The organism is Streptomyces sp. WAC 06738 (assembly GCF_003945505.1).
Taxonomy (GTDB): Bacteria; Actinomycetota; Actinomycetes; order Streptomycetales; family Streptomycetaceae; genus Streptomyces.
In genome coordinates this window covers 2,147,530-2,169,885 of record NZ_CP029618.1, presented here as the reverse complement: position 1 = coordinate 2,169,885, position 22,356 = coordinate 2,147,530, and the positions used below count along the sequence as shown (strand labels likewise).

The following is a 22,356-nucleotide window of genomic DNA, read 5'->3' as shown; positions in this document are numbered from 1 at the left end:
CCACCGGTCGTCGCCCGTCGTGCCGGCCGATCAGGTCCGGCACGGGTGCCGCTTCCCGCCCGTACTCCAAGGAGACGCACGTGAACGATCCGAACACCCGGACATTTCCTCCGGTCTTACACCCCTCCCCGCGCACGCCTGCGGCGCGGAGGAAAGGCGCATCGGTGAGGCGCATGCTCACCGCCGCGCTCTGCGCCTGCACCGCAGTCGGCTCGGTGGCGCTGCTCGCCCCGGCCGCATCGGCGGCGACCCTGCCCATCTCGGCGGCGACCGCCAGCTCCCACGACGGCAACGTGCCGGCCAACGCGATCGACGGCGACCTGTCCACCCGGTGGTCGGGGGCCGGTGACGGAGTCTGGATCCGCTTCGACCTCGGCTCGGTCACCACCGTCGACTCGGTGGCGCTCGCCTGGTACGTCGGGGACAGCCGGAGGTCGACGTTCGACGTCCAGCTCTCCCAGGACGGCTCGACGTGGTCGACCGTGCTCTCCCGGGAGACCAGCAGCGGCACCACGCGCAGCCTGGAGACGTACGACTTCGCCGAGGGGTCCGCCCGCTACGTACGGATCGTCGGGCACGGCAACGACTCCTCCGACTCGTCCAAGTGGACGAGCATCACGGAGGCGGCCGTGTCCGGGGAGCCCGGTGGCGATCCGCAGCCTCCCGGGCAGTCCCTCGGCGTCGGCGGGGTGGCGACGCCGCCCGGGGCGATCCTCGTTCCCGACCGGGATTCCCGGTTCGAGATCGAATCCGGCGGCACCTCCGCCGCGCCCAAGGTCTACGACTGCCAGGGCAACACCATCCGCGGCGGCGTCCTGATCGACGCCGACCACGTGGTGATCCAGAACTGCCGGGTCGACGCCGAGCAGCAGTACGGCATCTACTCGGACGACAACACCGACGTGACCATCCAGAACAACGACATCAAGGGCGTCGAGGGCCCCGGCGACCTGAACGCCATCACGTTCTTCGGCAACCGGCACAAGATCCTCTACAACACCGCCGTCGACTTCGTGACCGGCGACCCGGGCGACAGCCACACCGACTTCATCCAGACGTGGGTGTCCAGCTCGCACCCCATCGCGAGTGACGACGTGCAGATCCGCGGCAACAAGGCCGTCGGCCCGGCGAACCCGGACCGCGAGAACAGCGTGCCGAGCATCCACCAGTGGCTGATGGCCGAGGACTACGGCCGCGGCGGGAACTCCGGCGGCAACACCGACGGCATGAAGAACTGGATCGTCGCGGACAACGAGATGGGCGATAGCTGGAACCAGTCCATCAAGCTCGACGGGCCGGACGACGTGTCGATCACCCGCAACGATTTCGTGGGCTCCTCGACGCGGGTCATGGAAGTCACCTCGGCCTCGACCGGCGTGAAGTTCTACGGCGACAACCACGTCGGCCCGGACTACGGGTCGGTCGGCATGACGGTCACCCCGGGCGCAGGGCCCGCCTGACGGAACACCGCCCTCACGACGGCAGACCCCCCGACGGGTCCCCCGCCGTCGTGAGGGCGGTGAGCAGGGCGAGGGGGGCGGCCGCCGACCAGGACTGCGGGGAGGAGGCGTGGGGGAAGGGCACCGGGGTGGGCTGGGAGGCGCGGGGGTAGCCGGCGGTGGCCTCCGGGAGGCGGCCCGCGCTGTGGGCCGCCAGGTCGGTGAGGGCCCTCGCCACCGTACGGGCCTCCTCATGGAGGCCGTAGCGGGCCAGACCCAGGGTGAGGATCGCGTTGTCGTGCGGCCAGACGCTGCCGCGGTGGTAGGCCATCGGGTGGTACGCCCCCTGCCCCGCGGCTATGGTCCGCACCCCCCAGCCCGAGAAGAAGTCCGGCTCCAGCAGCCGCCGTCCCACCCGCCTCGCCCGCTCGGGGTCCAGCAGCCCGGACCAGAGCAGGTGCCCGGCGTCGGAGGCCAGCGCGTCGGCGGGGCGGCCCGCGCCGTCGAGGGCCAGGGCGGGGAAGTCCTGGGCGGAGAGCCAGAAGTCGGTGAGGAAGCGGGCGCGGAGGTCGTCCGCGGCGGCGGTGAGGCGGTCGGCGAGCCGCGGGTCGGCCCAGGCGGTTTTCGCGAGGCGGGCGGTGTGGACGAGGGCGGCGTAGGCGTAGCCCTGGGGGGCGGCGGGCGCGAGGGCGCCGGTGACGCGGGTGCCGTCGGCGCCGCAGAGGGCGCCGGGGGAGTCGCGCCAGCTCTGGTTCGCCGGTCCCGTGCCCGCGCGGCCGTCGTCGGCGCGGTGGCGCAGGTAGCCGGAGTCGCCGAGGCCGCCGTCGCGGAACATCCACTCCACCGCGGCGCGGGCCTGCGGCTCCAGACGGCGGGCCGGCTTGTCGTCGCCGGTGTGCTCGGTGAGCGCGCCGAGGAGGACGAGGAAGAGCGGGGTGGTGTCGACGGCACCGTAGTAGCGCCCGTACGGCACCTGGCCGAAGTGGGCCAACTCGCCGTGGCGCACCTCGTGCACGATCTTCCCCGGCTCGCCGTCCGCCTCCCCCGCCTGGGTCGCGGCGAGCGCGAGGAGCGTGGCGCGGGCGAGCGCGGGGCGGTGGCCCAGTGCGAAGAGCGACGTCACGAGCGCGTGCCGGCCCACGAGCGCCAGGTACCACGGCACCCCGGCCGCCGGCACCCGCACCTGCTCGCCGCCGGGTCCGGCGGCGGGGATGAGGAGGCCGTCGAGGTCGGCGAGGCCCTGCTCGGCGGCCTGGGCGAGGCCGGGCCAGGGGGCGGGGTGGTGCGATGCGGGGACGGCCCGGGCACCGGCGTCCGTGGCCGCCAGGCGTGCGACTGCGTCCGCGGCCGGGGTCTCCTCCGCCGGATCCTCCGTCCCCGCCCCCGGTCCCGCCGTCGGCAGCGGGCCCGCTCCAGGCCGGGCCGCGGCACGGAGTGTCAGCTCCGTGGTCTCGTGCGGGTCCAGTTTCAGGTGCCACACCAGGCGTCGTGCGCCGCTCCCCGTCTCCTCCACCGCATCCGGCGGCGGCTCCGCCGTGACCGTGGTACTGGCCTGCCAGCCGCCGCGCCGGTAGCGGAACTCCACGCCCGCCGGCAGCACCTCCCGGTCCCGTACCGCGTGCGACTTGCCGTAGACGCGGTGGTCGGCCCGTAACTCGAACTGGTCGGCGAAGTCCGCGTCCACCGTGAGCGCGAGCCACAGCTTCTCCGGCTCCGCGCGGTTGGAGGTGATGCGCAGGACGTCGACCAGCGCGCCGCCCTCGACGCGCTGCTCGCGGAAGACCGTGTGCGGCGGCGGCTCGTCGCGGCCCGTGGGCGGTACGAGGACGGCCGCGGCGGGCTCCGCGACCAGCAGGGTCGGTACCGCGCCGTCCACCGTCAACTGCCAGCGGCTCAGATGCCGGGTGTCCCCGAGGAAGAAGCCGTCCGGCTGCGTCCCCCGGGCGCCGGTGATGTCCCCGGCGCGGGTCACCGCGGCGAACGCCCCGCCGTGGAAGAGAAGACGGTGTTCCACGCCGCTCATGCGAGCGCCTCCCTCGGCGAGGTGTCAACGCGTCATCGCGCTATTAAGTCTGGTTGGCACGCAAAACTAGCGCGCGGCTGTCGGGTCGACAAGCAGAACCGGGGGCGCACGTACGCACGTTGCGGGAGCATGCCCCGCCCGCCTCCGGCTCCGGCCGGTCCCGCCCGCGTTTCGCACGGTCCGCTGTCCACATCGTGAGATTCTGCCCGCCCGATCGCGTGATTCTCCCCACGCTTGATAGGTCTTGCGCTCAAACGAGCGCTCAAATGGGGACGTCATCTCTCGTATGCGCGGCACTGAGTGCCACTCTCATTCCTTCACCCTTCGAAGCCACCGACGCGTTCCGTAACGCGGATGACCCGCCCCGGCTTGCCGATGACCGCCCGTCCGGGATCGTCGTTAAGAGAAGTGAAGAAGGGGCGCGGCTCCCGGTCGCCGACAGGATCCCAGGTGTGAGGGCCGAACCCCCTCGTGATCGTCTACGCCTCATCCCCGGGAGCCTTCGATCTGGGTATGTTCCTCGCCGTCAGGGCAACTCCCCGCCAGGGGTCCCACACGAGGAGTCGATCCCGTGCCGGAAACGAAGCCGGATAAGAAGAAGGCAGCGAAGAAGTCCCCGGGGAAAGGGGCCGCCTCCGCCGAGGCCGCCGCGGTCAAGTTCGTCTACGACTTCCACGAGGGCAACAAGGACCTCAAGGACCTCCTCGGCGGCAAGGGCGCCAACCTCGCCGAGATGACGAACCTCGGCCTGCCCGTCCCGCCGGGCTTCACCATCACCACCGACGCCTGCAAGGTCTACCTCGCCAGCGGCGCCGAGCCCCCGGCCCTCCGCGACGAGGTCAGCGCCCACCTCGACGCCCTCGAACGGCGCATGGGCAAGAGGCTCGGCCAGGCCGACGACCCGCTGCTGGTCTCCGTACGCTCCGGCGCCAAGTTCTCCATGCCCGGCATGATGGACACCGTCCTCAACATCGGCCTCACCGACGCCTGCCTGCCGGGACTCGCGGCCCAGGCCGGCGACGAGCGGTTCGCCTGGGACTCGTACCGCCGCCTCATCCAGATGTTCGGCAACACCGTGCAGGGCATCGACGGCGAGCTGTTCGAGACCGCCATCGAGGACGCCAGGCGCGCCAAGGGCGTCGCCACCGACGTCGAGCTGGACGCCGCCGACCTCGAAGCCCTCGTCGGCACGTTCAAGGACATCGTCGCCAGGGAGACGGGACGGCCGTTCCCGCAGGACCCGCGCGAGCAGATGGACCTCGCCGTCCGGGCCGTCTTCGAGAGCTGGAACGGCGAGCGCGCCAAGCTCTACCGCCGCCAGGAGCGCATCGCGGGCGACCTGGGCACCGCCGTCAACATCTGCTCCATGGTCTTCGGCAACCTCGGCCCCGACTCCGGCACCGGCGTCGCCTTCACCCGCGACCCCGCCAGCGGCCAGCAGGGCGTCTACGGCGACTACCTGCAGAACGCGCAGGGCGAGGACGTCGTCGCCGGCATCCGCAACACCGTGCCGCTCGCCAAGCTCCAGGACCTGGACGAGAAGTCCTACGACGAGCTGATGCGGATCATGGAGACGCTGGAGACGCACTACCGCGACCTGTGCGACATCGAGTTCACCATCGAGCGCGGCAAGCTGTGGATGCTCCAGACGCGGGTCGGCAAGCGCACCGCGGCGGCGGCGTTCCGTATCGCCGTGCAGCTCGTGGACCAGGGGCTGATCACCGAGGCCGAGGCGCTCCAGCGCGTCAACGGGGCGCAGTTGGCGCAGCTCATGTTCCCGAGGTTCGACAACGGCCACAAGGGCGACCTGCTCGCCCGCGGCATCGCCGCCTCGCCGGGCGCCGCCGTCGGCAAGGCGGTCTTCGACTCGTACACCGCGGTGAAGTGGTCGCGCTCCGGCGAGAAGGTCATCCTCATCCGCCGCGAGACCAACCCCGACGACCTCGACGGCATGATCGCCGCCGAGGGCATCCTCACCTCCCGCGGCGGCAAGACCTCGCACGCCGCCGTCGTCGCCCGCGGCATGGGCAAGACGTGCGTGTGCGGCGCGGAGGAGCTGGAGGTCGACACCAAGCGGCGGCAACTGACCGCGCCCGGCGGCGAGGTCATCGACGAGGGCGACGTCGTGTCCATCGACGGCTCCAGCGGCAAGGTCTACCGCGGCCGGGTGCCGGTCGTGCCGTCGCCGGTCGTGGAGTACTTCGAGGGCCGCATGCACGCGGGCGCCGAGGACGCCGACGAACTCGTCGTCGCCGTGCACCGCCTCATGTCGTACGCGGACCGCATCCGCCGGCTGCGCGTCCGGGCCAACGCCGACAACTTCGACGACGCCGCCCGCGCCCGCCGCTTCGGGGCGCAGGGCATCGGGCTGTGCCGCACCGAGCACATGTTCCTCGGCGAGCGGCGCGAGCTGGTCGAGCGGCTGATCCTCGCCGACACCGAGGAGGAGCGCGACGCGGCGCTGAAGGAGCTGCTGCCGCTCCAGCAGCGGGACTTCGTGCAGCTCTTCGAGGTGATGGACGGGCTGCCGGTCACGGTGCGGCTGCTGGACCCGCCGCTCCACGAGTTCCTGCCGGACATCACGGAGCTGTCGGTACGGGTCGCGCTCGCCGAGTCCCGCAAGGACCACAACGAGAACGACCTGCGGCTGCTCCAGGCCGTCCACCGGCTGCATGAGCAGAACCCGATGCTGGGCCTGCGCGGCGTGCGCCTCGGGCTGGTGATCCCGGGGCTCTTCACGATGCAGGTGCGGGCCATCGCGGAGGCGGCGGCGCAGCGCCTGGAGGCGAAGGGCGACCCGCGGGCGGAGATCATGATCCCGCTGGTGGGCACGGTGCAGGAACTGGAGCTGGTACGGGACGAGGCCGAGGCCGTCATCGCGGAGGTGGAGGCCGCACGGGGAGTGGAGCTGAAGCTGTCGCTGGGCACGATGATCGAGCTGCCGCGCGCCGCGCTGACGGCGGGGCAGATCGCGGAGTCGGCGGACTTCTTCTCGTTCGGCACCAACGACCTGACGCAGACCGTGTGGGGCTTCTCGCGCGACGACGTGGAGGCGAGCTTCTTCACCGCGTACCTGGAGAAGGGCATCTTCGGCGTCTCCCCGTTCGAGACGATCGACAAGGACGGCGTGGGCGCGCTGGTCCGCGACGCGGTGGAGGCGGGGCGGGCGACGCGCCCCGACCTGAAGCTGGGCGTCTGCGGCGAGCACGGCGGCGACCCGGAGTCGGTGCACTTCTTCCACGACGTGGGTCTCGACTACGTCTCGTGCAGCCCGTTCCGTATCCCGGTGGCCCGGCTGGAGGCGGCACGGGCGGCGGCCCACGCGGCGGCGAACGGGACGCGGAACGGCGCTGCGCCGAACGGCACTGCGCGGAACGGGACTTCCCCGAACGGCAAGCCGGCCCGCGGCGCGAGGAAGCCGCAGCGGGCCACCTGAACCCCCGGCCACCGTCGGCGTTCGCCCTGACCCTCACCCGACGGCAGACCGGTTCCCAGAGGGGCGGCGCCCGTGCGGGGGCGCCGCCCCTCGACCCTGGTTCAGGCGAGCCACTCGCGGTAGCGGGTGGGGGCGATGCGGGCGTCGGGCGGGGGGAGGAGGGCGTCGCCGGGGGCCGCGGCGAACATGCCGGCGGTGGTGTCGGTGACGACCGCGCGGCCGTCGGGGCGGGCCGTCAGGGTGATCCGGCCGAGTTCGTCCAGGGGGAAGACGTCCGGTCCCGCGATGTTCACCGTGCCGTTCAGGGGGCTGCCCGCGGCGACCTCGGCGACCGTGTCGGAGACGTCCTGGGCGGCGATCGGCTGGACCGGGGTGGAGGGGAGGCGGACGGTGTCGCCGTCGGTGGTCATGGCCAGGGTCGGCGCCATGAACTCCATGAACTGGGTGGCGCGGACGATGGAGTACGGGATCGGGCCGGCCTTCAGGATGTCCTCCTGCAAGGACTTGGCCCGGTAGTAGTCCAGGCCGGGCACCCGGTCGACGCCGACGATCGACAGGATCACCGCGTGCCGCACCCCGGCGTCCCGGCACGCGGCCAGGATGTTGTCCATCGAGGTCTGGAAGAACGCCCGGGAGGCGTCGTCGAACGTCGGGGAGTTCGTCAGGTTGACGACGACGTCGGCGCCGGCCACCGCCCCGGCCAGGCCCTCGCCGGTGATCACGTCCACTCCCGTGGACGGCGAGAGCGGCACGGCCTCGTGTCCCGCCGCGGTCAGCTTCTTCACGACCTGCGACCCGATCAGGCCGGTTCCGCCGATGACTGCGATCTTCATGGGTCACCTTCCGTCGAGCACACGGCAGTCAGGGCGGCGCGCCGCGCCGCCTGCGGTACGCACACCCCCGACCACCGTAAACGCGCCCGATCCACCGCGCCCGCCGACACGAAGGCGCTCCGTACGGGAAGGGAGGCCGGCCGCTCACCGCGAGGACCGCGGGTGGGGCGGGGTTCGTTACGCTGTCGCTCGCTCTACGGGGCCGCGGGTGGCGGTTCCGGGCAGGCGAGGCGGTCGGCAGGCCGCCGGGGGTGAGGGGGAGCATGTCCCGACCGGACGAGTCGGCCGTGCCGCACGGCCGTACGGGGGACGCGGGGTGGTCCACGGTCGCGCCGCCGCACCTGCCGCTGGGGGCGGCCGACCCCGCCGTGGCCGGCCCCTACCGGCTGGAGGCGGTGCTCGGCGCGGGCGGCATGGGCCGCGTCTATCTGGGGCGCACGCCGGCGGGCAGCGCGGTGGCGGTGAAGCTCGTGCACCGCGAGTACGCGGGCGACGCGGCGTTCCGTCAGCGCTTCGCGCAGGAAGTCGCCGCCGCCCGGCGGGTGCAGGGCCTCTACACCGTGCCCGTCGTCGACGCCGACCTCCAGGCCGACGAGCCCTGGCTCGCCACCGCGTACGTGCCCGGGCCCTCCCTCCAGCACGCGGTCGCCGAGAGCGGGCCGCTGCCCGCCGACGCGGCGCTGGCGCTCATAGCCAGGGTCGCCGAGGCGCTGCAGTCCATCCACGCCGCCGACGTCGTCCATCGCGACCTCAAGCCCTCCAACATCCTGCTCACCGCCGACGGGCCGAAGGTCATCGACTTCGGCATCGCCAGGGCCGCGGACCTCACCGCCCTGACCGCCACCGGCGTACGCACCGGCACGCCCGCCTACATGGCGCCGGAGTACATCCGGGGCCAGACCGTCACCGAGGCGGGCGACATCTTCGCCCTCGGCGGCGTCGCCCACTTCGCCGCGACCGGCGAGCACGCCTTCGGCGGCGGTACGGACCACGGCGTGGTCTACCGGATCCTGGAGCAGGAGCCCGACCTCGACGGCAGTCCCGAGCCGGTACGGGCCGTCGCCGCGGCCTGCCTGGCGAAGGACCCGGAGCGGCGGCCGACGCCCGCCGAGGTCATCGAGATGTGCCGCCGGGCCGCGGGCGACGGGGACGTAGGCGGGGGCGGTGACGGAGGCGGGGCCGGGCATCCGGTGACCGTCGCCGACGTGCCGCCGCCCCGTACCGCACCGGACGCCGCGGCGGCCACCGCCCCCGGCACCCCCGACCCGTACGCCCTCACCCGGACCGCCGCCCCGGCCACGCCGTCCCCGCCGCCCGGCCCCGACCCCGGGTCCGAGGCCCGGAGCGGGACCCTCGGGCCCGTGGTCCTGCTGCTCGGCGGGGTCGCGGCCGTCGTGCTCGTCATCGTCCTGGTCGCCGTCCTCCTGCCCTCGTCCGGCTCCGGCGAGCGGCAGCAGCCGAGTTCGCCGTACAAGACGTACGAGCCCACCGGCAGCCTCGCCTTCCCCGCCCGCGCCCCCGGCCCCGCCGGCATCGGCTTCAGCCCCGACGGCAGGACGCTGGTCACCGGCGGCGAGGACGGCAAGATCCGGTTCTGGGACGTCGCGAGCCGCAAGCAGACGGACGTCGTCACCCAGAAGAACACCATCAGCAACTACGTGCCCGCGGTGCTCAACGTCGCGTTCAGCCCCGACGGCAAGCTGCTCGCCACCGGCACGGGCAACGGCGGTACCGGCCTCTACGACGTGGCCGGGCGGCGGTGGCTCAACTTCCTGGATCTGGGCGGCGAGAAGGTGGAGTTCTCCCCGGACGGCAAGCTGCTCGCCATCGGCAGCAGGACGGGCTCGGTGTTCCTCTTCGACCCCGCCGAGCGCGGTGACGACATCGTCGCGTACTTCGACCACGAGCACGACGTCACGGGCATCGCCTTCAGCCCGGACGGCAGGACGCTGGCCTCCGTGGGCGACGACTCCGAGAGCACCTCCGGCCGCGACGACACGACCCGGCTCTGGGACGTCGCGGGACGCGACCCGGAGCCGTACGGCCAGGGCGACCCCGCCAAGGTCCTCGACCAGGCGTGGGAGGCGACGGCAGTGGCGTTCGGCCCGGACGGCAGGACGCTCGCGGTCGGTTACCCCGACGGCGAGGTGTGGCTGTGGGACGTGAAGACCGGGAAGAAGAAGGCGAGCCTGCGCGACGACCACCTCACCGACGTCGCCGACCTGGAGTTCAGCCCCGACGGGAAGACGCTCGCCACCGCCCCCGAAAGCGGCGGCGGCGTGCTGCTGTGGAACGTGGCCCGCGGCAAGCCGGGCGCGCGGCTGGTGAGCGGCGAGGAGGACGGGAAGGGCAAGGGCCTCATCGAGGAGGTGGCGTTCAGCCCGGACGGGAAGCTGATCGCGGGCGCCGACCGCAAGGACGGCGCCGTTCGGCTGTGGCGGAACCCCCGGTGACGGGGGCGGGCGGGCTCAGGTGCGGAACGGGCCCGTTATCTCGTACGTGAGGCCGCCCGAGGAACTGCCCGTGGTGCCGCGCTGGCTGGAGAAGTAGAGCCGGGTGCCGTCCGGGGTGAAGGCCGGGCCGGTGATCTCCGAGCCGTCCTGGCCCTCGACGCGCAGGAACGGGGCGACGACGTCGTCGGGGGTGATGAGGCAGATCTCCATGTTGCCGCCGTCCTCGGCGACGTAGAGGTCGCCGGAGCGGCTGCCGGTGACGTTGTCGACGCCGGTGAGCGGGGCGGTGCCCGGTACGAGGGAGTCGTCGTACGCCAACTCCAGGGTCTGCGCGGCCGCGTCGTACTGCCAGACGCGGCCGTCGCCCTTCGTCGTGAACCAGCAGATGCCGCTCTCGCTCGCGTAGTGGCAGCCCTCGCCGCCGTCGAACCGCTTCGCGCCCGCGACCTGGTTGCGCGTCGCCGCCGACGCGCCGCTCGGGTCCGGCACCTGCGCCCACGTCACCGGGCCCGAGGTGCCCGAGCCCATCCGCAGCACCTCCAGGGTGCCGGCGGAGAGCGAGCCCCAGGTGGTGGGCCGGAAGCGGTAGAAGCAGCCGTCCGAGACGTCCTCGGTCAGGTAGACGACCCGCCGCTCCGGGTCCGCGGCCGCCGCCTCGTGCTTGAAGCGGCCCATCGCGTCGCGGCGGACCGCGGCCTTCGCGCCCCAGGGGTCGGTCTCGTAGACGTAGCCGCGGTCGACCTCCTCGCAGGAGAGCCAGGTGTCCCACGGCGTCTTGCCGCCCGCGCAGTTCTGCCGGGTCCCGGAGAGGATGCGGTACGCGCCCGCCACCTCGCCGGCGGCGGTGAAGCGGATCGAGCCGGCGCCGCCCGAGGGGGTGACCTCGGAGTTGGAGACGTAGATCCAGCCGTCGCCGTCCGCGAAGCAGGCGCCGCCGTCGGGCGCGGGGTGCCAGGTGTACGACGTCCCCGCCACCTGCTGCCCGGAGCGGGCCACGACCCGGCTGGTGAAACCCTGCGGCAGCCGGATCCCGTTCCCGTCCGCCTGACCCGGCGCCCCGTACGGGCCGGCCCCCGGCTGTGCCGGATCCGCGGCGGCGGAACCCCGCCACAGACTGCCGCCGAACGCCGCGGACGAACCGCCGACGACCGCTCCGCGCAGGAAAGAACGGCGCTCCACGACCATCCACTCCTTGAGGTGGGGGAGCCCGGGGACAGCCGCCCGCGAGCCGCCTTCGCACCATAGAACTGCGAGGTTGACGGAGCGGCAACAGTCCGGTTACGCAGAGCTGTCCACCGGCCGCCATTACCGGGTGGGAGGGAGCGGGAAACGCGGAAAGCGCCGCCGGCAGGAGGGGCGCCGCCGGAGCACGGCGGTGCGCGCCCGGACGTCGGTGTGGGTCAGCCGCCGATGTCCGTCCCGGTGTGCCGCAGGCGGAGGTCTTCGGCAGTGCGCAGACCTTCCACGGCCCGGTGGCGTTCGGCGTCGGTGAGGTCGAGGGCGGTCAGCCGGCGGCGCCATTCCGCGACGCCGTCGGTTTCCTCCAGCGCGGTGGCCAGCTCGATCAGGGTGGCCAGCGTCCGGGCCAGGTCCACCGGGGCCGCATCGGGCCCGTGCCTGCGCAGGGCCGTGGTGAGGATCCGGAGGGCGGTGCGGTCGTCGTTCTTGAACTCGCTGAAGATCCGGGCGTTGTCGAGGGCTCTGGCCAGCCCCGCGAGGCTCTTCGAGCCGCCGTACTCCAGTTCCGCGGGCTCGTCCCGCCGGATGAAGATGATCGAGTTCCCGGACGGGTCGACGACGGTGAACCGGCTCGCCCCGGGCCGGAACCGGGTGATCCGCGGCCTGCCCTTGGCCGGGACCTTCCCGTAGGCGGCGCGCAGGGCCCGTGTGAACTCCGCGTGATACGGCGCGACGTCGTCGACCATGACCAGGCAGCCTCCGGTGTCCTCCCGGCTCGGGTCGATGTTCTTCGGCGGCGTACCGAAGTGCAGGGCGAAACCGCTCCACTCCAGAGCCAGATAGAGGTAGGGGCGGGTCTGCTCGTAGGTGACCTCGAACCCGAGGGCCCGGTAGAACTCCAGCGTCTCCGCCGCCGACACGCACGGCATCACCGGCACCGTGGTCTCGTTCGCCCGCACCGTCGCCTCCGTCATGCCCGCCACCCCTCGACCGCCGTGCTGAAACCGGACGTCCGAGGGTGCCGCAGATGCGGACTCCGCGCCTATGGAGCTTTTATCGCGCCTTTATCGCCGCAGGCCGAGGGGAGAAACCGCGGCCGGCGCGGTGCACACGGGCCGGGCGCGTGTCAGGCCGCGGTGCGGGTCGGGGTGCGGGCCGGGGTGCGCAAGGCGGCGAGTTCTTGGTCGTAGCGGTGGAGTATGAGCTGGGCGAGTGCCGGGTGGGCGCCGAGCGGCGCCGCCACGGTCAGGCCGAGGCCGCGGGCGGTGGCGGCGGTGCGGGTGGCGAAGAGGCCGGGGGCGGTGAAGCAGCAGGCCACGCCGATACGGCGGCAGCCCCGGGCGGCGAGGGTGCGGGCCGCCTCCGCGACGGTCGGCGCGGCTGCGGAGGCGTACGCGGGCAGCACGGGCACCCCGAGCCGGCCGGCGAGGAGCGCGGCGGTGGCGGCCGTGTCGGCCGCCGCCGGGGCCGCCCGCGAACCGGCGGCGGCGAGCACCACCCCGTCGCCGCGCCACCCGGCTTCCGCCAGCCGGCCGGCGAGCGCGGCGGCGAGGAGGGGATGGGGCCCGAGGGGGCCGGCGACGCGGGCGGAGGGCCAGACCCCCGCCGCCCGTACCGCGTCCGGGATGTCCCTCGTGACGTGGTGGCCCCGGGCGAAGAGCAGGGGGACGAGGACCGCGTCGCCCGTCAGCGTGCTCAACGTGTCCCGCAGCAGCGGTTCGTTCAGCTCCACGTGGGCCGGCCGCACCCGCAGCCCCGGGCGCTGCGCTCGTACGGCCGCCAGCAGCGCCCGTACCGTGCGCGCCGCCGCCGGGTCCCGGCTCCCGTGCGCCACCGCCACCAGCGCCGGGCGCCCCCGTCCCCTGCCCGCCGCCGCAAGACCCGTGCTCAGCTCGGCGGTGATCCTGCTCATCAGCTCTGCCGCGGTCGTCATACGGCGAGCCTGCCCCACCGCCGTTGCGGCGTCGTTTCCGCACAGCTTCACCTTGTTGACGGCTGCTCACTCCCCTTCGCCCCCGCCGCTGAGGACGGCGAACCCCGCCCGTAATACCCCCGTCCACCGGGGGTGACATCTGTCCCGCACCCTCACCCCATGACCGTCGACACCCACTGCCCCTACTGCTCCCTCCAGTGCGGCATGACGCTCGCACCGGCCGCCGCCGGCGGCGGGCTCGACGTGCGGGAGCGCCCGGCGTTCGACGTCAACCGCGGCGCCCTGTGCGGCAAGGGCCGCACCGCGCCCGCCGTCCTCGGCTCCGCCGCCCGGCTGACGCAGCCCCTCGTACGCGACGGCCGCGCCGGCCCCGGCGCCCCGCTGCGCCCCGCCTCCTGGGCCGAGGCGCTCGACCGCGTCGCCGCCGGGCTCGCGGCGGCCCGGGACGGGCACGGGGCGGACGCCGTGGGGGTCTTCGGCGGCGGCGGGCTGACCAACGAGAAGGCGTACGCGCTCGGCAAGTTCGCCCGCGTCGTCCTCGGCACCTCCCAGATCGACTACAACGGCCGCTTCTGCATGTCGTCCGCCGCCGCCGCGGGCACCCGCGCCTTCGGGCTCGACCGCGGCCTGCCCTTCCCCCTCGCCGACATCCCCCGCACCGGCTGCGTGATCCTCGTCGGCGCCAACCCCGCCGAGACCATGCCGCCCGCCCTGCGCTACTTCACCGAGCTGCGCGCCAACGGCGGCACCCTCGTCGTCGTCGACCCGCGCCGCACCCGCACCGCGGAGCAGGCCGACCTGCACCTCGCGCCCCGCCCCGGCACCGACCTCGCGCTCGCCCTCGGGCTGCTCCACCTCGTGATCGCCGAAGGCCGCACCGACGACGCCTACATCGCGGAACGCACCGCCGGCTGGCCCGCCGCCCGCGCCGCCGCCATGGCCCACTGGCCGGAGCTGGTCGAGCGGATCACCGGCGTGTCCGTACCGCAACTGCGGCAGGCCGTCGCGCTCTTCTGCGACCCCGAGGCGGCCATGGTCCTCACCGCCCGCGGCCCCGAGCAGCAGTCCAAGGGCACCGACACGGTCGGCGCGTGGATCGACCTCTGCCTGGCCACCGGGCGTCCAGGACGCCCCTTCTCCGGCTACGGCTGCCTCACCGGACAGGGCAACGGGCAGGGCGGCCGCGAACACGGCCAGAAGGCCGACCAGCTCCCCGGCTACCGGCTGCTCACCGACCCCGCCGCCCGCGCCCACGTCGCCGCCGTCTGGGGCGTCGACCCCGGCACGCTCCCGGGCCCCGGGCGCAGCGCGTACGAACTGCTCGACGCCCTCGGTGCCCCCGGTCCCGACGGGGTGCGGGCGCTGCTGCTCATGGGCTCCAACCCGGTGGTCTCCGCGCCGCGCGCCGCGCACGTCGAACGGCGGCTGCGGTCGCTGGACTTCCTGGCGGTCGCGGACGTGGTGCTGTCGGAGACGGCGGCGCTCGCGGACGTCGTGCTGCCCGTGGCGCAGTGGGCGGAGGAGACCGGCACGCTCACGAACCTGGAGGGGCGGGTGCTGCTGCGCCGCCGCGCCGCCGACCCGCCGCCCGGCGTACGCGGCGACCTCGACGTGCTGCGCGGCCTCGCCGAGCGGCTGGCGCCGGCGCGGGCGGCGGGGTTCCCGGTGGCGGCGGAGGAGGTCTTCGCCGAGCTGCGGCGGGCGTCGGCCGGGGGGAAGGCGGACTACTCGGGGATCACGTACGCGCGGATCGAGGCGGAGGGCGGCGTGTTCTGGCCGTGCCCGGAGGGCGGCGAGCCGGTGCCGCGGATGTTCCTCGACCGGTTCGCGACGCCGGACGGGCGGGCGCGGTTCTCGGGGGCGCAGCACCGGCCCGCGGCGGAGGAGACGGACGCGGAGTACCCGGTGTGGCTGACGACGGGCCGGGTACTCGCCCAGTACCAGTCGGGCGCCCAGACGCGCCGGGTGAGCGAGCTGAACGCGGCCTCACCGGGGCCGTACGTGCAGATGCACCCGGAGCTGGCCGCCCGCGTGGGCGCCGACGAGGGCGACCCGGTCGCGGTTCTCTCCCGACGCGGCCGGGCCGTGGCGCCGGCCCGGATCACCACGGCGATCAGGCCGGACACGGTGTTCATGCCGTTCCACTGGCCGGGCGCGGGGCGGGTGAACACGGTGACGAACCCGGCGCTGGACCCGGTGTCGCGGATGCCGGAGTTCAAGGTGTGCGCGGTGCGGGTCGAGCGGGAGGGTCCCGCGGGGGAGTAGCGGCGGGTGCGTCCCGTACGCGGCGTCAGGCCGTCGTTTGCCGCTCCACCCACGCGAGGTACCCGGCGCTGCCGTGGGTCACCGGGGTGGCGATGATCTCCGGCTCGTCGTAGTCGTGCGCCTCGCGCAGGTGGGCCTCCAGCTCCGCGTACCGCGCCGTCGTCGTCTTGAGGAGCACCTGCCACTCCCGGGTCTCCTCGACCGCGCCCTGCCAGCGGTAGACCGACGTGACCGCCGCGCTCACCTGCGCGCACGCCGCCAGCCGCGCCTCCACCGCCCCGCGCGCCAGCCCGTCGGCCTTCTCCCGGGCGTCCGTCGTCGTGAGCACTGTCAGGAAGTCCGTCATGACCACTGATCGTAGGCGAGCTTGGCGACCAGACCGACGACCGTGACGACCAGGACGCCGCGGACGAAGCCGCTGCCCTTCTTCAGCGCCATGTGCGCGCCGAGCCAGCCGCCGCCCAGGTTGAAGACCGCGAGCAGCGCGGCCAGCGACCACAGGACCGTGCCCTGGACCGAGAACATCACCAGCGCGCCGAAGTTGGTGCAGACATTGACGATCTTGGCGGTGGCGGACGCCTGGACGAGGTTCATCTGCAGCACGGCCGTGAGCGCGAGCACCAGGAACGTGCCCGTACCCGGGCCTATCAGCCCGTCGTAGAAGCCGATGCCCAGCCCCGCGAGCGCCACCGCGGCGGCGACCCGGCGCGGCGTCACCGGGCCGGTCGCGGGTGCGTCCGTGCCGAACGACGGGCGCAGGGCGACGAACGCGAGCACCGCGAGCAGCACCACCATGATCACCGGCCGCAGCACGTCGCTGCTCACCCCGGCCGCGAAGAACGCCCCCAGCGCGGAGCCGGCGAGCGCCGCCGCCCCGATGCGTACGGCGAGCCGTACGTCGACGGGGGACTTGCGGGCGTACGTCACCGCCGCGGCGGAGGTGCCGACGATGGCCACGGCCTTGTTCGTGCCGAGCAGATACGCGGGCTGGAGATGCGGATACCCCAGCAGCAGCGCGGGCAGCAACAGCAGCCCGCCGCCGCCGACCACGGCGTCGATCCAGCCTGCCGCGGCGGCGGCGAGACAGAGCATGACCAGGGTCAACAGGGGTATGTCGGGCATCGTCGGGCGAGCGTAACCCCCGGTGGGGAGGCGTCCGGGAGGCGGGGTGGAACCGGGATCGGGGGCGGCTTCGTTTCAGGGGACGGGGAGGGGAGTTCCGCGTGGGGATGCTGTGGGGGGACCGGGCGAGACGGGCCGCGGTGGCCGTACGGGAGCGGCTGCCGGGGGCGGGGGCGCGCCGGCCGGCGGGGCGGGCGCGGCCCGGTGTACGGGCGCGCGGGCCGGGTGGCGTGCCGCGGCCGCGGTGGCCGCGCACGCGGGCCGGGCAGCGGCGGGCGCTGCGGGCCGCGGTGCTGGCGTGCGTCCTCGCGCTGCTGCCCCCGGCGTGGCTGTTCGTCGCCGCCGGCGACCGCGTCGTGGCCGCGGAGCGCGCGCCGCGCGCGCCCGTGGCGCTCGTCTTCGGCGCCGGGCTGTGGGGCGAGGATCCGTCCCCGTACCTCGCGCACCGCCTCGACACCGCCGCCGAGCTGTACGAACTCGGCAAGGTCGACGCCATCCTCGTCAGCGGCGACAACAGCACCCGCGGCTACGACGAGCCCACCGCCATGCGGCGCTACCTCGTCGGCCTCGGCGTCCCCGCCGCCGCCGTCGTCCGCGACCACGCAGGCTTCGACACCTGGGACTCCTGCGCCCGCGCCCGTCGCGTCTTCGGCGTCGACCGGGCGCTGCTCGTCAGCCAGGGCTTCCACATCCGCCGGGCGCTGGCGCTGTGCCGGGCGGCGGGCATCGACGCGTACGGGGTCGGGGTGGACGAGCCGCGGCGCGGGGCCTGGTACTACGGCGGCCTGCGGGAGATCCCCGGCGCGGCGAAGGCGGCGTACGACGCGGTGTTCACGCCGGACCCGCGCCATCTGGGCCCGCGGGAGCGCGGCGTGGACGAGGCGGTGGCCGCGGCGCGGTAGGAGGCGGTCCCGGGGGCGGGGGAGTCCGCGGAAGGGTGCGGCGGCGGTCGGGGGTGCGGCGTCGGTCGCTCCCCGCCGCGCGTGCGCCGGCCGCGGCGGACCGGTCGCGCATCGCCGCGCGGGCGCGCGGTCACGCGTCGGCCTCTCCTGTACGTCCGCCGGGTACGGAGCTGCCCCCGGACGCCGGGTTCCCTCGCGACGACCGCGTGCGCGGTGCCCGGCGCTCACAGTGCCGTCCGGGGGGTGCTGAGGGCAGCGTTGCGCGGTGGAAACCGGGGGGATGCGGTGGGGTAACGGCCTCGCCGCAGGGTGGGTGCATGAGCCTGACCGAGCCCGTAGCCGACCGCCCCGCCGGGGGGCGCCGCGTCGTGATCGTCGGCGGCGGCATGGCCGGTACGCGGCTCGCGCGGCAGCTCGCCGGTGCCGGGGCGGGCGTGACGGTCGTCGGGGAGGAGCCGCATGCCCCGTACAACAGGGTGCTGCTCGCCGACGTCCTCGCCGGGCAGTACGCGCCGGACGTGATCCGCCTCCCCGACCTTGCGGCGGGCCCCGCGGTCCGCGTGCTGCGGGGCGTGCGCGCGGTGCGCGTCGACCGGGCCGCGCGCCGGGTGGAGTGCGACGACGGGCAGGCGGTGCCGTACGACGTGCTGGTCCTGGCCACCGGCGCCTGGCCGGTGCTGCCGCCGCTGCGCGGGCTCTTCGACGACGACGGCGACGACGCCGGCGGTGCCGGTGTCGCCTTGCCGGCGGGGGTGCACGCCTTCCGGACGATGGACGACTGCCTCGCGCTCGCCGCGGCGGCGACCCCGGACGCCGCCGCGGTCGTGGTCGGCGGCGGGCTGCTCGGCGTCTCGGCCGCCCGGGCGCTGGCCCGCCGCGGCGCGCGGGTGGTGCTGGCGCAGCAGGGGGAGCGCCTGATGGAGCGCCAACTCGACCCGGCGGCGGCCGGGCTGCTGCGGACGCACCTGGAGGAGCTGGGGGTGGAGGTCCACACGGAGTGCCGGGTACGGGGCGTGCGGACGCGCGCCGCGGCGCCGGGGCGCCCGCGCCGTACGGCACCGCCCCCGTCCCGCAGGGCCGACGGCGACGGCTCCGCCGCGCGCCCGGCCGGCTCTGCCGCCACCCCGCGCCCGGCCCCCGCCGCCCGCGTCGTCACCGGTGTCGAACTCGCCGACGGCTACGTCCTCGACGCCCGCCTCACCGTCCTCGCCTGCGGTGTCCGGCCCCGCGTCGGGCTCGCCAGGGCCGCCGGGCTCGACGTGGACGCGGGCGTCGTCGTCGACGACGCGCTCCGTACCTCCGATCCCGCCGTCCACGCCATCGGCGACTGCGCCCAGCACGCCGGGGTCCTCTACGGACTCGCCGCCCCCGCGCTCGACCAGGCCGACCTGCTCGCCCGCATCCTCACCGGGTCCGGCCCCCGGGAGCCCCGCTACACCGGCACCCGCGCGCTGACCCGCCTCACCCTCTCCGCCGCCGACGCCCCCCTCGACCTCGCCGCCTTCGGCGAAACCGAACCGGCCCCCGGCGACGACGTCGTGCACCTCGCCGACGCCACCCGCCGCGTCTACCGCAAGGTCGTCGTCCGCGCCGACCGGCTCGTCGGCGGCATCCTCCTCGGCGACCTCGCCGCGGTCGGCGCCCTCGCCCGGGCCTGGGAGGGCGACGCGCCGCTGCCCGCGGGCACCCCGCTGCACCACCTGCTCACCGACCACCTCGGAGGTTCCGGACGATGACCGCCGCCCCGCACTCCCGCACCCTCGTGCTCGTCGGACACGGCATGGTCGGGCAGCGCTTCCTCGAAGCCCTCGCCGAGCACCGCGTCACCGGCACCCACCGCGTCGTCGTCTTCTGCGAAGAGCCCCGGCCCGCCTACGACCGCATGCACCTCACCTCCTACTTCTCCGGCACCACCCCGGAAGGGCTCTCCGTCACCCCCGACGGGTTCATGGCGGAGCACGGCATCGAACTCCACGTCGGCGACCCCGCCGTCGCCGTCGACCGCGCCGCGCGCACCGTCACCTCCGCCGCGGGCCGCACCGTCCCGTACGACGTGCTGGTGCTGGCCACCGGCTCCTTCCCCTTCGTCCCGCCCGTCCCCGGCAAGGACGCCCGCGGCTGCTTCGTCTACCGCACGGTCGAGGACGTCCTGGCCATCGAGGCGTACGCGCAGGGGGCGAGCGCCGGCGTCGTCGTCGGCGGCGGACTGCTCGGGCTCGAAGCGGCGGGCGCGCTGCGCGGGCTGGGGCTGGCGACGCACATCGTGGAGTTCGCGCCGCGGCTCATGCCCGTCCAGGTCGACGAGGGCGGCGGCGCCGCGCTCCGCCGCACCATCGGCGACCTGGGGCTCGACGTGCACACCGGGGTCGCGGGGAAGGAGATCCGCACCGACGCCGCCGGCGCGGTGACCGGGATGGAGCTGTCGGACGGCTCGGTGGTCGCCGCGGACCTCGTGGTCTTCTCCGCGGGCGTACGCCCCCGGGACCGGCTCGCCCGCGAGGCGGGCCTGGACGTGGGCGAGCGCGGCGGCGTCGCCGTGGACGAGCGGTGCCGGACCTCCGACCCGGCGGTCTTCGCCATCGGCGAGTGCGCGCAGGCCGCGGACGGCCGGGTCTACGGGCTGGTCGCGCCCGGGTACGAGATGGCGGAGACCGCCGCCGCCGCGATCGCCGCCGCACAGGCCCCCGCCGCCGCCCCCAAGACCTTCACCGGCGCCGACACCTCCACCAAGCTCAAGCTCCTCGGCGTCGGCGTCGCCTCCTTCGGCGACGCCCTCGGCACCGCGGACGACTGCCTCGACGTCGTCTACTCCGACTCCCGCGCCGGCCTCTACAAGAAGCTCGTCGTCGCCCGCGACGGCACCCTCCTCGGCGGCGTTCTCGTCGGCGACACCGACGCGTACGGCATGCTCCGCCCGCTCACCGGCAGCGTGCCGCCCGTGCCGCCCGAGCAGTTGGTGCTCCCCCCGGGCGCCGGCGCCCCCGCCGCCCTCGGGCCCGCCGCGCTCCCCGACGACGCCGTGGTCTGCAACTGCCACAACGTCACCAAGGCCGCCATCCGCGGCGCCGTCGCGGAACACGACTGCACCACCGTGCGCGAGGTGGAGAAGTGCACCCGCGCGGGATCCGGCTGCGGCTCCTGCGAGAAGGTCCTCACCGCGCTGGTCAACGACGAGCTGGCGGCCCGCGGCGTCGCCGTCGACAAGGGCCTGTGCCGCTGCTTCGCCCACACCAGGACCGAGCTGTACGAGATCGTCCGCGTCAAGCGCATCAGCTCCTACGTCCGCCTCCTCGACGAGCACGGCCGCGAGGAGGCGCGCAGCGGCGACGGCTGCGAGGTGTGCAAGCCCGCCGTCGCGTCGATCTTCGCCTCGCTCGCGCCCGAGATCGGCGCCGCCGGCTACGTGCTCGACGGCGAGCAGAGCGCCCTGCAGGACACCAACGACCACTTCCTCGCCAACCTCCAGCGCAACGGCTCGTACTCCGTCGTCCCGCGCGTGCCCGGCGGCGAGATCACCCCCGGCAAGCTCATCGTGCTCGGCGAGGTGGCGCGCGACTTCGGGCTCTACACGAAGATCACCGGCGGCCAGCGCATCGACCTCTTCGGCGCCCGCGTCGACCAGCTCCCCGCCATCTGGGCCCGGCTGGTCGAGGCCGGATTCGAGTCCGGGCACGCCTACGGCAAGGCGCTGCGCACGGTGAAGTCCTGCGTGGGGTCGACCTGGTGCCGCTACGGCGTGCAGGACAGCGTCCGCATGGCCATCGACCTGGAGCTGCGCTACCGCGGGCTGCGCTCGCCGCACAAGCTGAAGGCCGCCGTCTCGGGCTGCTCGCGCGAGTGCGCGGAGGCGCAGGGCAAGGACTTCGGCGTCATCGCCACCGCGAACGGCTGGAACCTGTACGTCTGCGGCAACGGCGGCGCCACCCCCCGGCACGCGGACCTCCTCGCCCAGGACCTCGCCGACGACGAGCTGATCCGGCTCATCGACCGGTTCCTGATGTTCTACATCCGCACCGCCGACCGGCTGGAGCGCACCTCCGTCTGGCTGGAGCGGCTGGAGGGCGGCCTCGGCCACCTGCGGGACGTCGTCGTCGCCGACTCCCTCGGCATCGGCGCCGAGCTGGAGGAGCAGATGGCCGCGCACGTCGCGCACTACCGCGACGAGTGGGCCGCCACCCTGGCCGACCCCGAGCGGCTGGCGCGCTTCGTCTCGTTCGTCAACGCGCCGGGCGTGCCGGACCCCACCGTGCGGTTCGTCCCCGAGCGCGACCAGGTCAAGCCCGACCTCACCCTGCTGTCAGGCCCCGCCATCCCGGTGCGCGGGACGCTGGAAGGAGCCTCCGCATGACCACGACGGCATACGCGCCCGCCCGGACCGTCCTGCGCGTCGAGATCCGCACCGCGGCCGGCTGGCACCCGGTGTGCGACCTCGCCCTGCTCACCCGCGGCCGCGGCGTCGCGGCGCTGCTGCCGGACGGCACGCAGGTCGCCGTCTTCCTCGGCCGCACCGGCAACGCCTACGCGATCGGCAACCGCGACCCGTTCACCGGCGCGTACGTGCTGTCGCGGGGGCTGCTCGGGTCGGCGCCCCCGGCCGAGGGGGGCCGGCCGTTCGTGGCGTCGCCGCTGCTGAAGCAGCGGTTCGACCTGGCGACGGGGCGGTGCCTGGACGACGAGGAGGTGGCGGTGCCGGCGTACGAGACGCGGATCGCGGAGGTGGCGGCGTAGCGGGCGGCACACGACCGGCGCCTGAGGCGCCCCTCCCGTACGA

Annotated in this window: 15 protein-coding genes; 8 read left to right on the top strand and 7 right to left on the bottom strand. The window is 74.6% G+C overall.

Going from position 1 to position 22,356, the window contains the following annotated elements:
• The first annotated feature begins 173 nt into the window (after window positions 1-173).
• Window positions 174-1,460: a discoidin domain-containing protein gene (locus DMB38_RS09120; RefSeq protein ID WP_240662684.1), complete on the top strand. Its 1,287-nt coding sequence runs from the start codon at window positions 174-176 to the stop codon at window positions 1,458-1,460.
• 13 nt (window positions 1,461-1,473) lie between these two features.
• On the opposite strand, the gene DMB38_RS09115 is transcribed toward DMB38_RS09120, so the two are convergent.
• Window positions 1,474-3,462 (bottom strand): glycogen debranching N-terminal domain-containing protein, encoded by a 1,989-nt coding sequence (locus tag DMB38_RS09115; protein WP_125934751.1) that lies wholly within the window; start codon window positions 3,460-3,462, stop codon window positions 1,474-1,476.
• Window positions 3,463-4,033: 571 nt separating this feature from the next.
• Here DMB38_RS09115 and ppdK point away from each other — a divergent pair.
• Window positions 4,034-6,898: a pyruvate, phosphate dikinase gene (ppdK, locus tag DMB38_RS09110; protein WP_125934750.1), complete on the top strand. Its 2,865-nt coding sequence runs from the start codon at window positions 4,034-4,036 to the stop codon at window positions 6,896-6,898.
• A 101-nt stretch (window positions 6,899-6,999) separates the two neighbouring features.
• Here ppdK and DMB38_RS09105 read toward each other — a convergent pair whose 3' ends face one another.
• Complete coding sequence (locus tag DMB38_RS09105; RefSeq protein WP_125934749.1) at window positions 7,000-7,731, bottom strand: NAD(P)H-binding protein; 732 nt, start codon at window positions 7,729-7,731, stop codon at window positions 7,000-7,002.
• Window positions 7,732-7,994: 263 nt separating this feature from the next.
• Here DMB38_RS09105 and DMB38_RS09100 point away from each other — a divergent pair, with 263 nt between their 5' ends.
• Window positions 7,995-10,184 carry a serine/threonine-protein kinase gene (locus tag DMB38_RS09100; protein WP_125934748.1) on the top strand — a complete coding sequence of 730 codons (2,190 nt, stop codon included), beginning with the start codon at window positions 7,995-7,997 and terminating at the stop codon, window positions 10,182-10,184.
• Between the two features lie 15 nt (window positions 10,185-10,199).
• Here DMB38_RS09100 and DMB38_RS09095 read toward each other — a convergent pair whose 3' ends face one another.
• The 3 genes from DMB38_RS09095 to DMB38_RS09085 all read right to left on the bottom strand — a co-directional run bounded on the left by DMB38_RS09095 (window position 10,200) and on the right by DMB38_RS09085 (window position 13,296).
• A complete protein-coding gene (locus tag DMB38_RS09095; protein ID WP_125934747.1) occupies window positions 10,200-11,363 on the bottom strand; it encodes an alkaline phosphatase PhoX in 1,164 nt (387 codons plus the stop codon).
• A 221-nt stretch (window positions 11,364-11,584) separates the two neighbouring features.
• A complete protein-coding gene (locus DMB38_RS09090; protein ID WP_164715950.1) occupies window positions 11,585-12,337 on the bottom strand; it encodes a glyoxalase in 753 nt (250 codons plus the stop codon).
• A 152-nt stretch (window positions 12,338-12,489) separates the two neighbouring features.
• Window positions 12,490-13,296: a CbiX/SirB N-terminal domain-containing protein gene (locus tag DMB38_RS09085; protein ID WP_125934746.1), complete on the bottom strand. Its 807-nt coding sequence runs from the start codon at window positions 13,294-13,296 to the stop codon at window positions 12,490-12,492.
• A 159-nt stretch (window positions 13,297-13,455) separates the two neighbouring features.
• Between DMB38_RS09085 and DMB38_RS09080 the strand changes: the two genes are divergently transcribed.
• Window positions 13,456-15,561, top strand: a complete 2,106-nt coding sequence (locus tag DMB38_RS09080; protein WP_125934745.1) for a molybdopterin oxidoreductase family protein — start codon at window positions 13,456-13,458, stop codon at window positions 15,559-15,561.
• A gap of 25 nt (window positions 15,562-15,586) precedes the next feature.
• Here the strand turns inward: DMB38_RS09080 and cutA are convergent, their stop codons facing one another.
• Window positions 15,587-15,907, bottom strand: coding sequence for a divalent-cation tolerance protein CutA (gene cutA / locus DMB38_RS09075; protein ID WP_125934744.1), 321 nt, complete (start codon window positions 15,905-15,907; stop codon window positions 15,587-15,589).
• On the bottom strand, window positions 15,904-16,683 hold the full coding sequence (locus tag DMB38_RS09070) for a TSUP family transporter (protein ID WP_125934743.1): 780 nt from the start codon (window positions 16,681-16,683) through the stop codon (window positions 15,904-15,906). The genes cutA and DMB38_RS09070 overlap by 4 nt, the downstream gene beginning before the upstream one ends.
• 107 nt (window positions 16,684-16,790) lie before the next feature.
• On the opposite strand from DMB38_RS09070, the gene DMB38_RS09065 reads away from it, so the two are divergent.
• The 4 genes from DMB38_RS09065 to nirD all read left to right on the top strand — a co-directional run bounded on the left by DMB38_RS09065 (window position 16,791) and on the right by nirD (window position 22,313).
• Window positions 16,791-17,585, top strand: a complete 795-nt coding sequence (locus DMB38_RS09065; RefSeq protein ID WP_240662683.1) for an ElyC/SanA/YdcF family protein — start codon at window positions 16,791-16,793, stop codon at window positions 17,583-17,585.
• Window positions 17,586-17,902: 317 nt separating this feature from the next.
• Complete coding sequence (locus tag DMB38_RS09060) at window positions 17,903-19,321, top strand: FAD-dependent oxidoreductase (protein WP_125934742.1); 1,419 nt, start codon at window positions 17,903-17,905, stop codon at window positions 19,319-19,321.
• Window positions 19,318-21,933: a nitrite reductase large subunit NirB gene (nirB, locus tag DMB38_RS09055; RefSeq protein ID WP_125934741.1), complete on the top strand. Its 2,616-nt coding sequence runs from the start codon at window positions 19,318-19,320 to the stop codon at window positions 21,931-21,933. The genes DMB38_RS09060 and nirB overlap by 4 nt, the downstream gene beginning before the upstream one ends.
• Window positions 21,930-22,313, top strand: coding sequence for a nitrite reductase small subunit NirD (nirD, locus tag DMB38_RS09050; protein ID WP_125934740.1), 384 nt, complete (start codon window positions 21,930-21,932; stop codon window positions 22,311-22,313). The genes nirB and nirD overlap by 4 nt, the downstream gene beginning before the upstream one ends.
• The last annotated feature ends 43 nt before the right edge of the window (window positions 22,314-22,356 follow it).

Bases quoted from the DNA above. Each gene is read 5' to 3' on its own strand.
- DMB38_RS09120 (WP_240662684.1), top strand. From the start codon at position 174: ATGCTCACCGCCGCGCTCTGCGCCTGCACCGCAGTCGGCTCGGTGGCG.
- DMB38_RS09115 (WP_125934751.1), bottom strand. From the start codon at position 3,462: ATGAGCGGCGTGGAACACCGTCTTCTCTTCCACGGCGGGGCGTTCGCC.
- DMB38_RS09105 (WP_125934749.1), bottom strand. From the start codon at position 7,731: ATGAAGATCGCAGTCATCGGCGGAACCGGCCTGATCGGGTCGCAGGTC.
- DMB38_RS09100 (WP_125934748.1), top strand. From the start codon at position 7,995: ATGTCCCGACCGGACGAGTCGGCCGTGCCGCACGGCCGTACGGGGGAC.
- DMB38_RS09090 (WP_164715950.1), bottom strand. From the start codon at position 12,337: ATGACGGAGGCGACGGTGCGGGCGAACGAGACCACGGTGCCGGTGATG.
- DMB38_RS09085 (WP_125934746.1), bottom strand. From the start codon at position 13,296: ATGACGACCGCGGCAGAGCTGATGAGCAGGATCACCGCCGAGCTGAGC.
- DMB38_RS09080 (WP_125934745.1), top strand. From the start codon at position 13,456: ATGACCGTCGACACCCACTGCCCCTACTGCTCCCTCCAGTGCGGCATG.
- cutA (WP_125934744.1), bottom strand. From the start codon at position 15,907: ATGACGGACTTCCTGACAGTGCTCACGACGACGGACGCCCGGGAGAAG.
- DMB38_RS09070 (WP_125934743.1), bottom strand. From the start codon at position 16,683: ATGCCCGACATACCCCTGTTGACCCTGGTCATGCTCTGTCTCGCCGCC.
- DMB38_RS09065 (WP_240662683.1), top strand. From the start codon at position 16,791: ATGCTGTGGGGGGACCGGGCGAGACGGGCCGCGGTGGCCGTACGGGAG.
- DMB38_RS09060 (WP_125934742.1), top strand. From the start codon at position 17,903: ATGAGCCTGACCGAGCCCGTAGCCGACCGCCCCGCCGGGGGGCGCCGC.
- nirB (WP_125934741.1), top strand. From the start codon at position 19,318: ATGACCGCCGCCCCGCACTCCCGCACCCTCGTGCTCGTCGGACACGGC.
- nirD (WP_125934740.1), top strand. From the start codon at position 21,930: ATGACCACGACGGCATACGCGCCCGCCCGGACCGTCCTGCGCGTCGAG.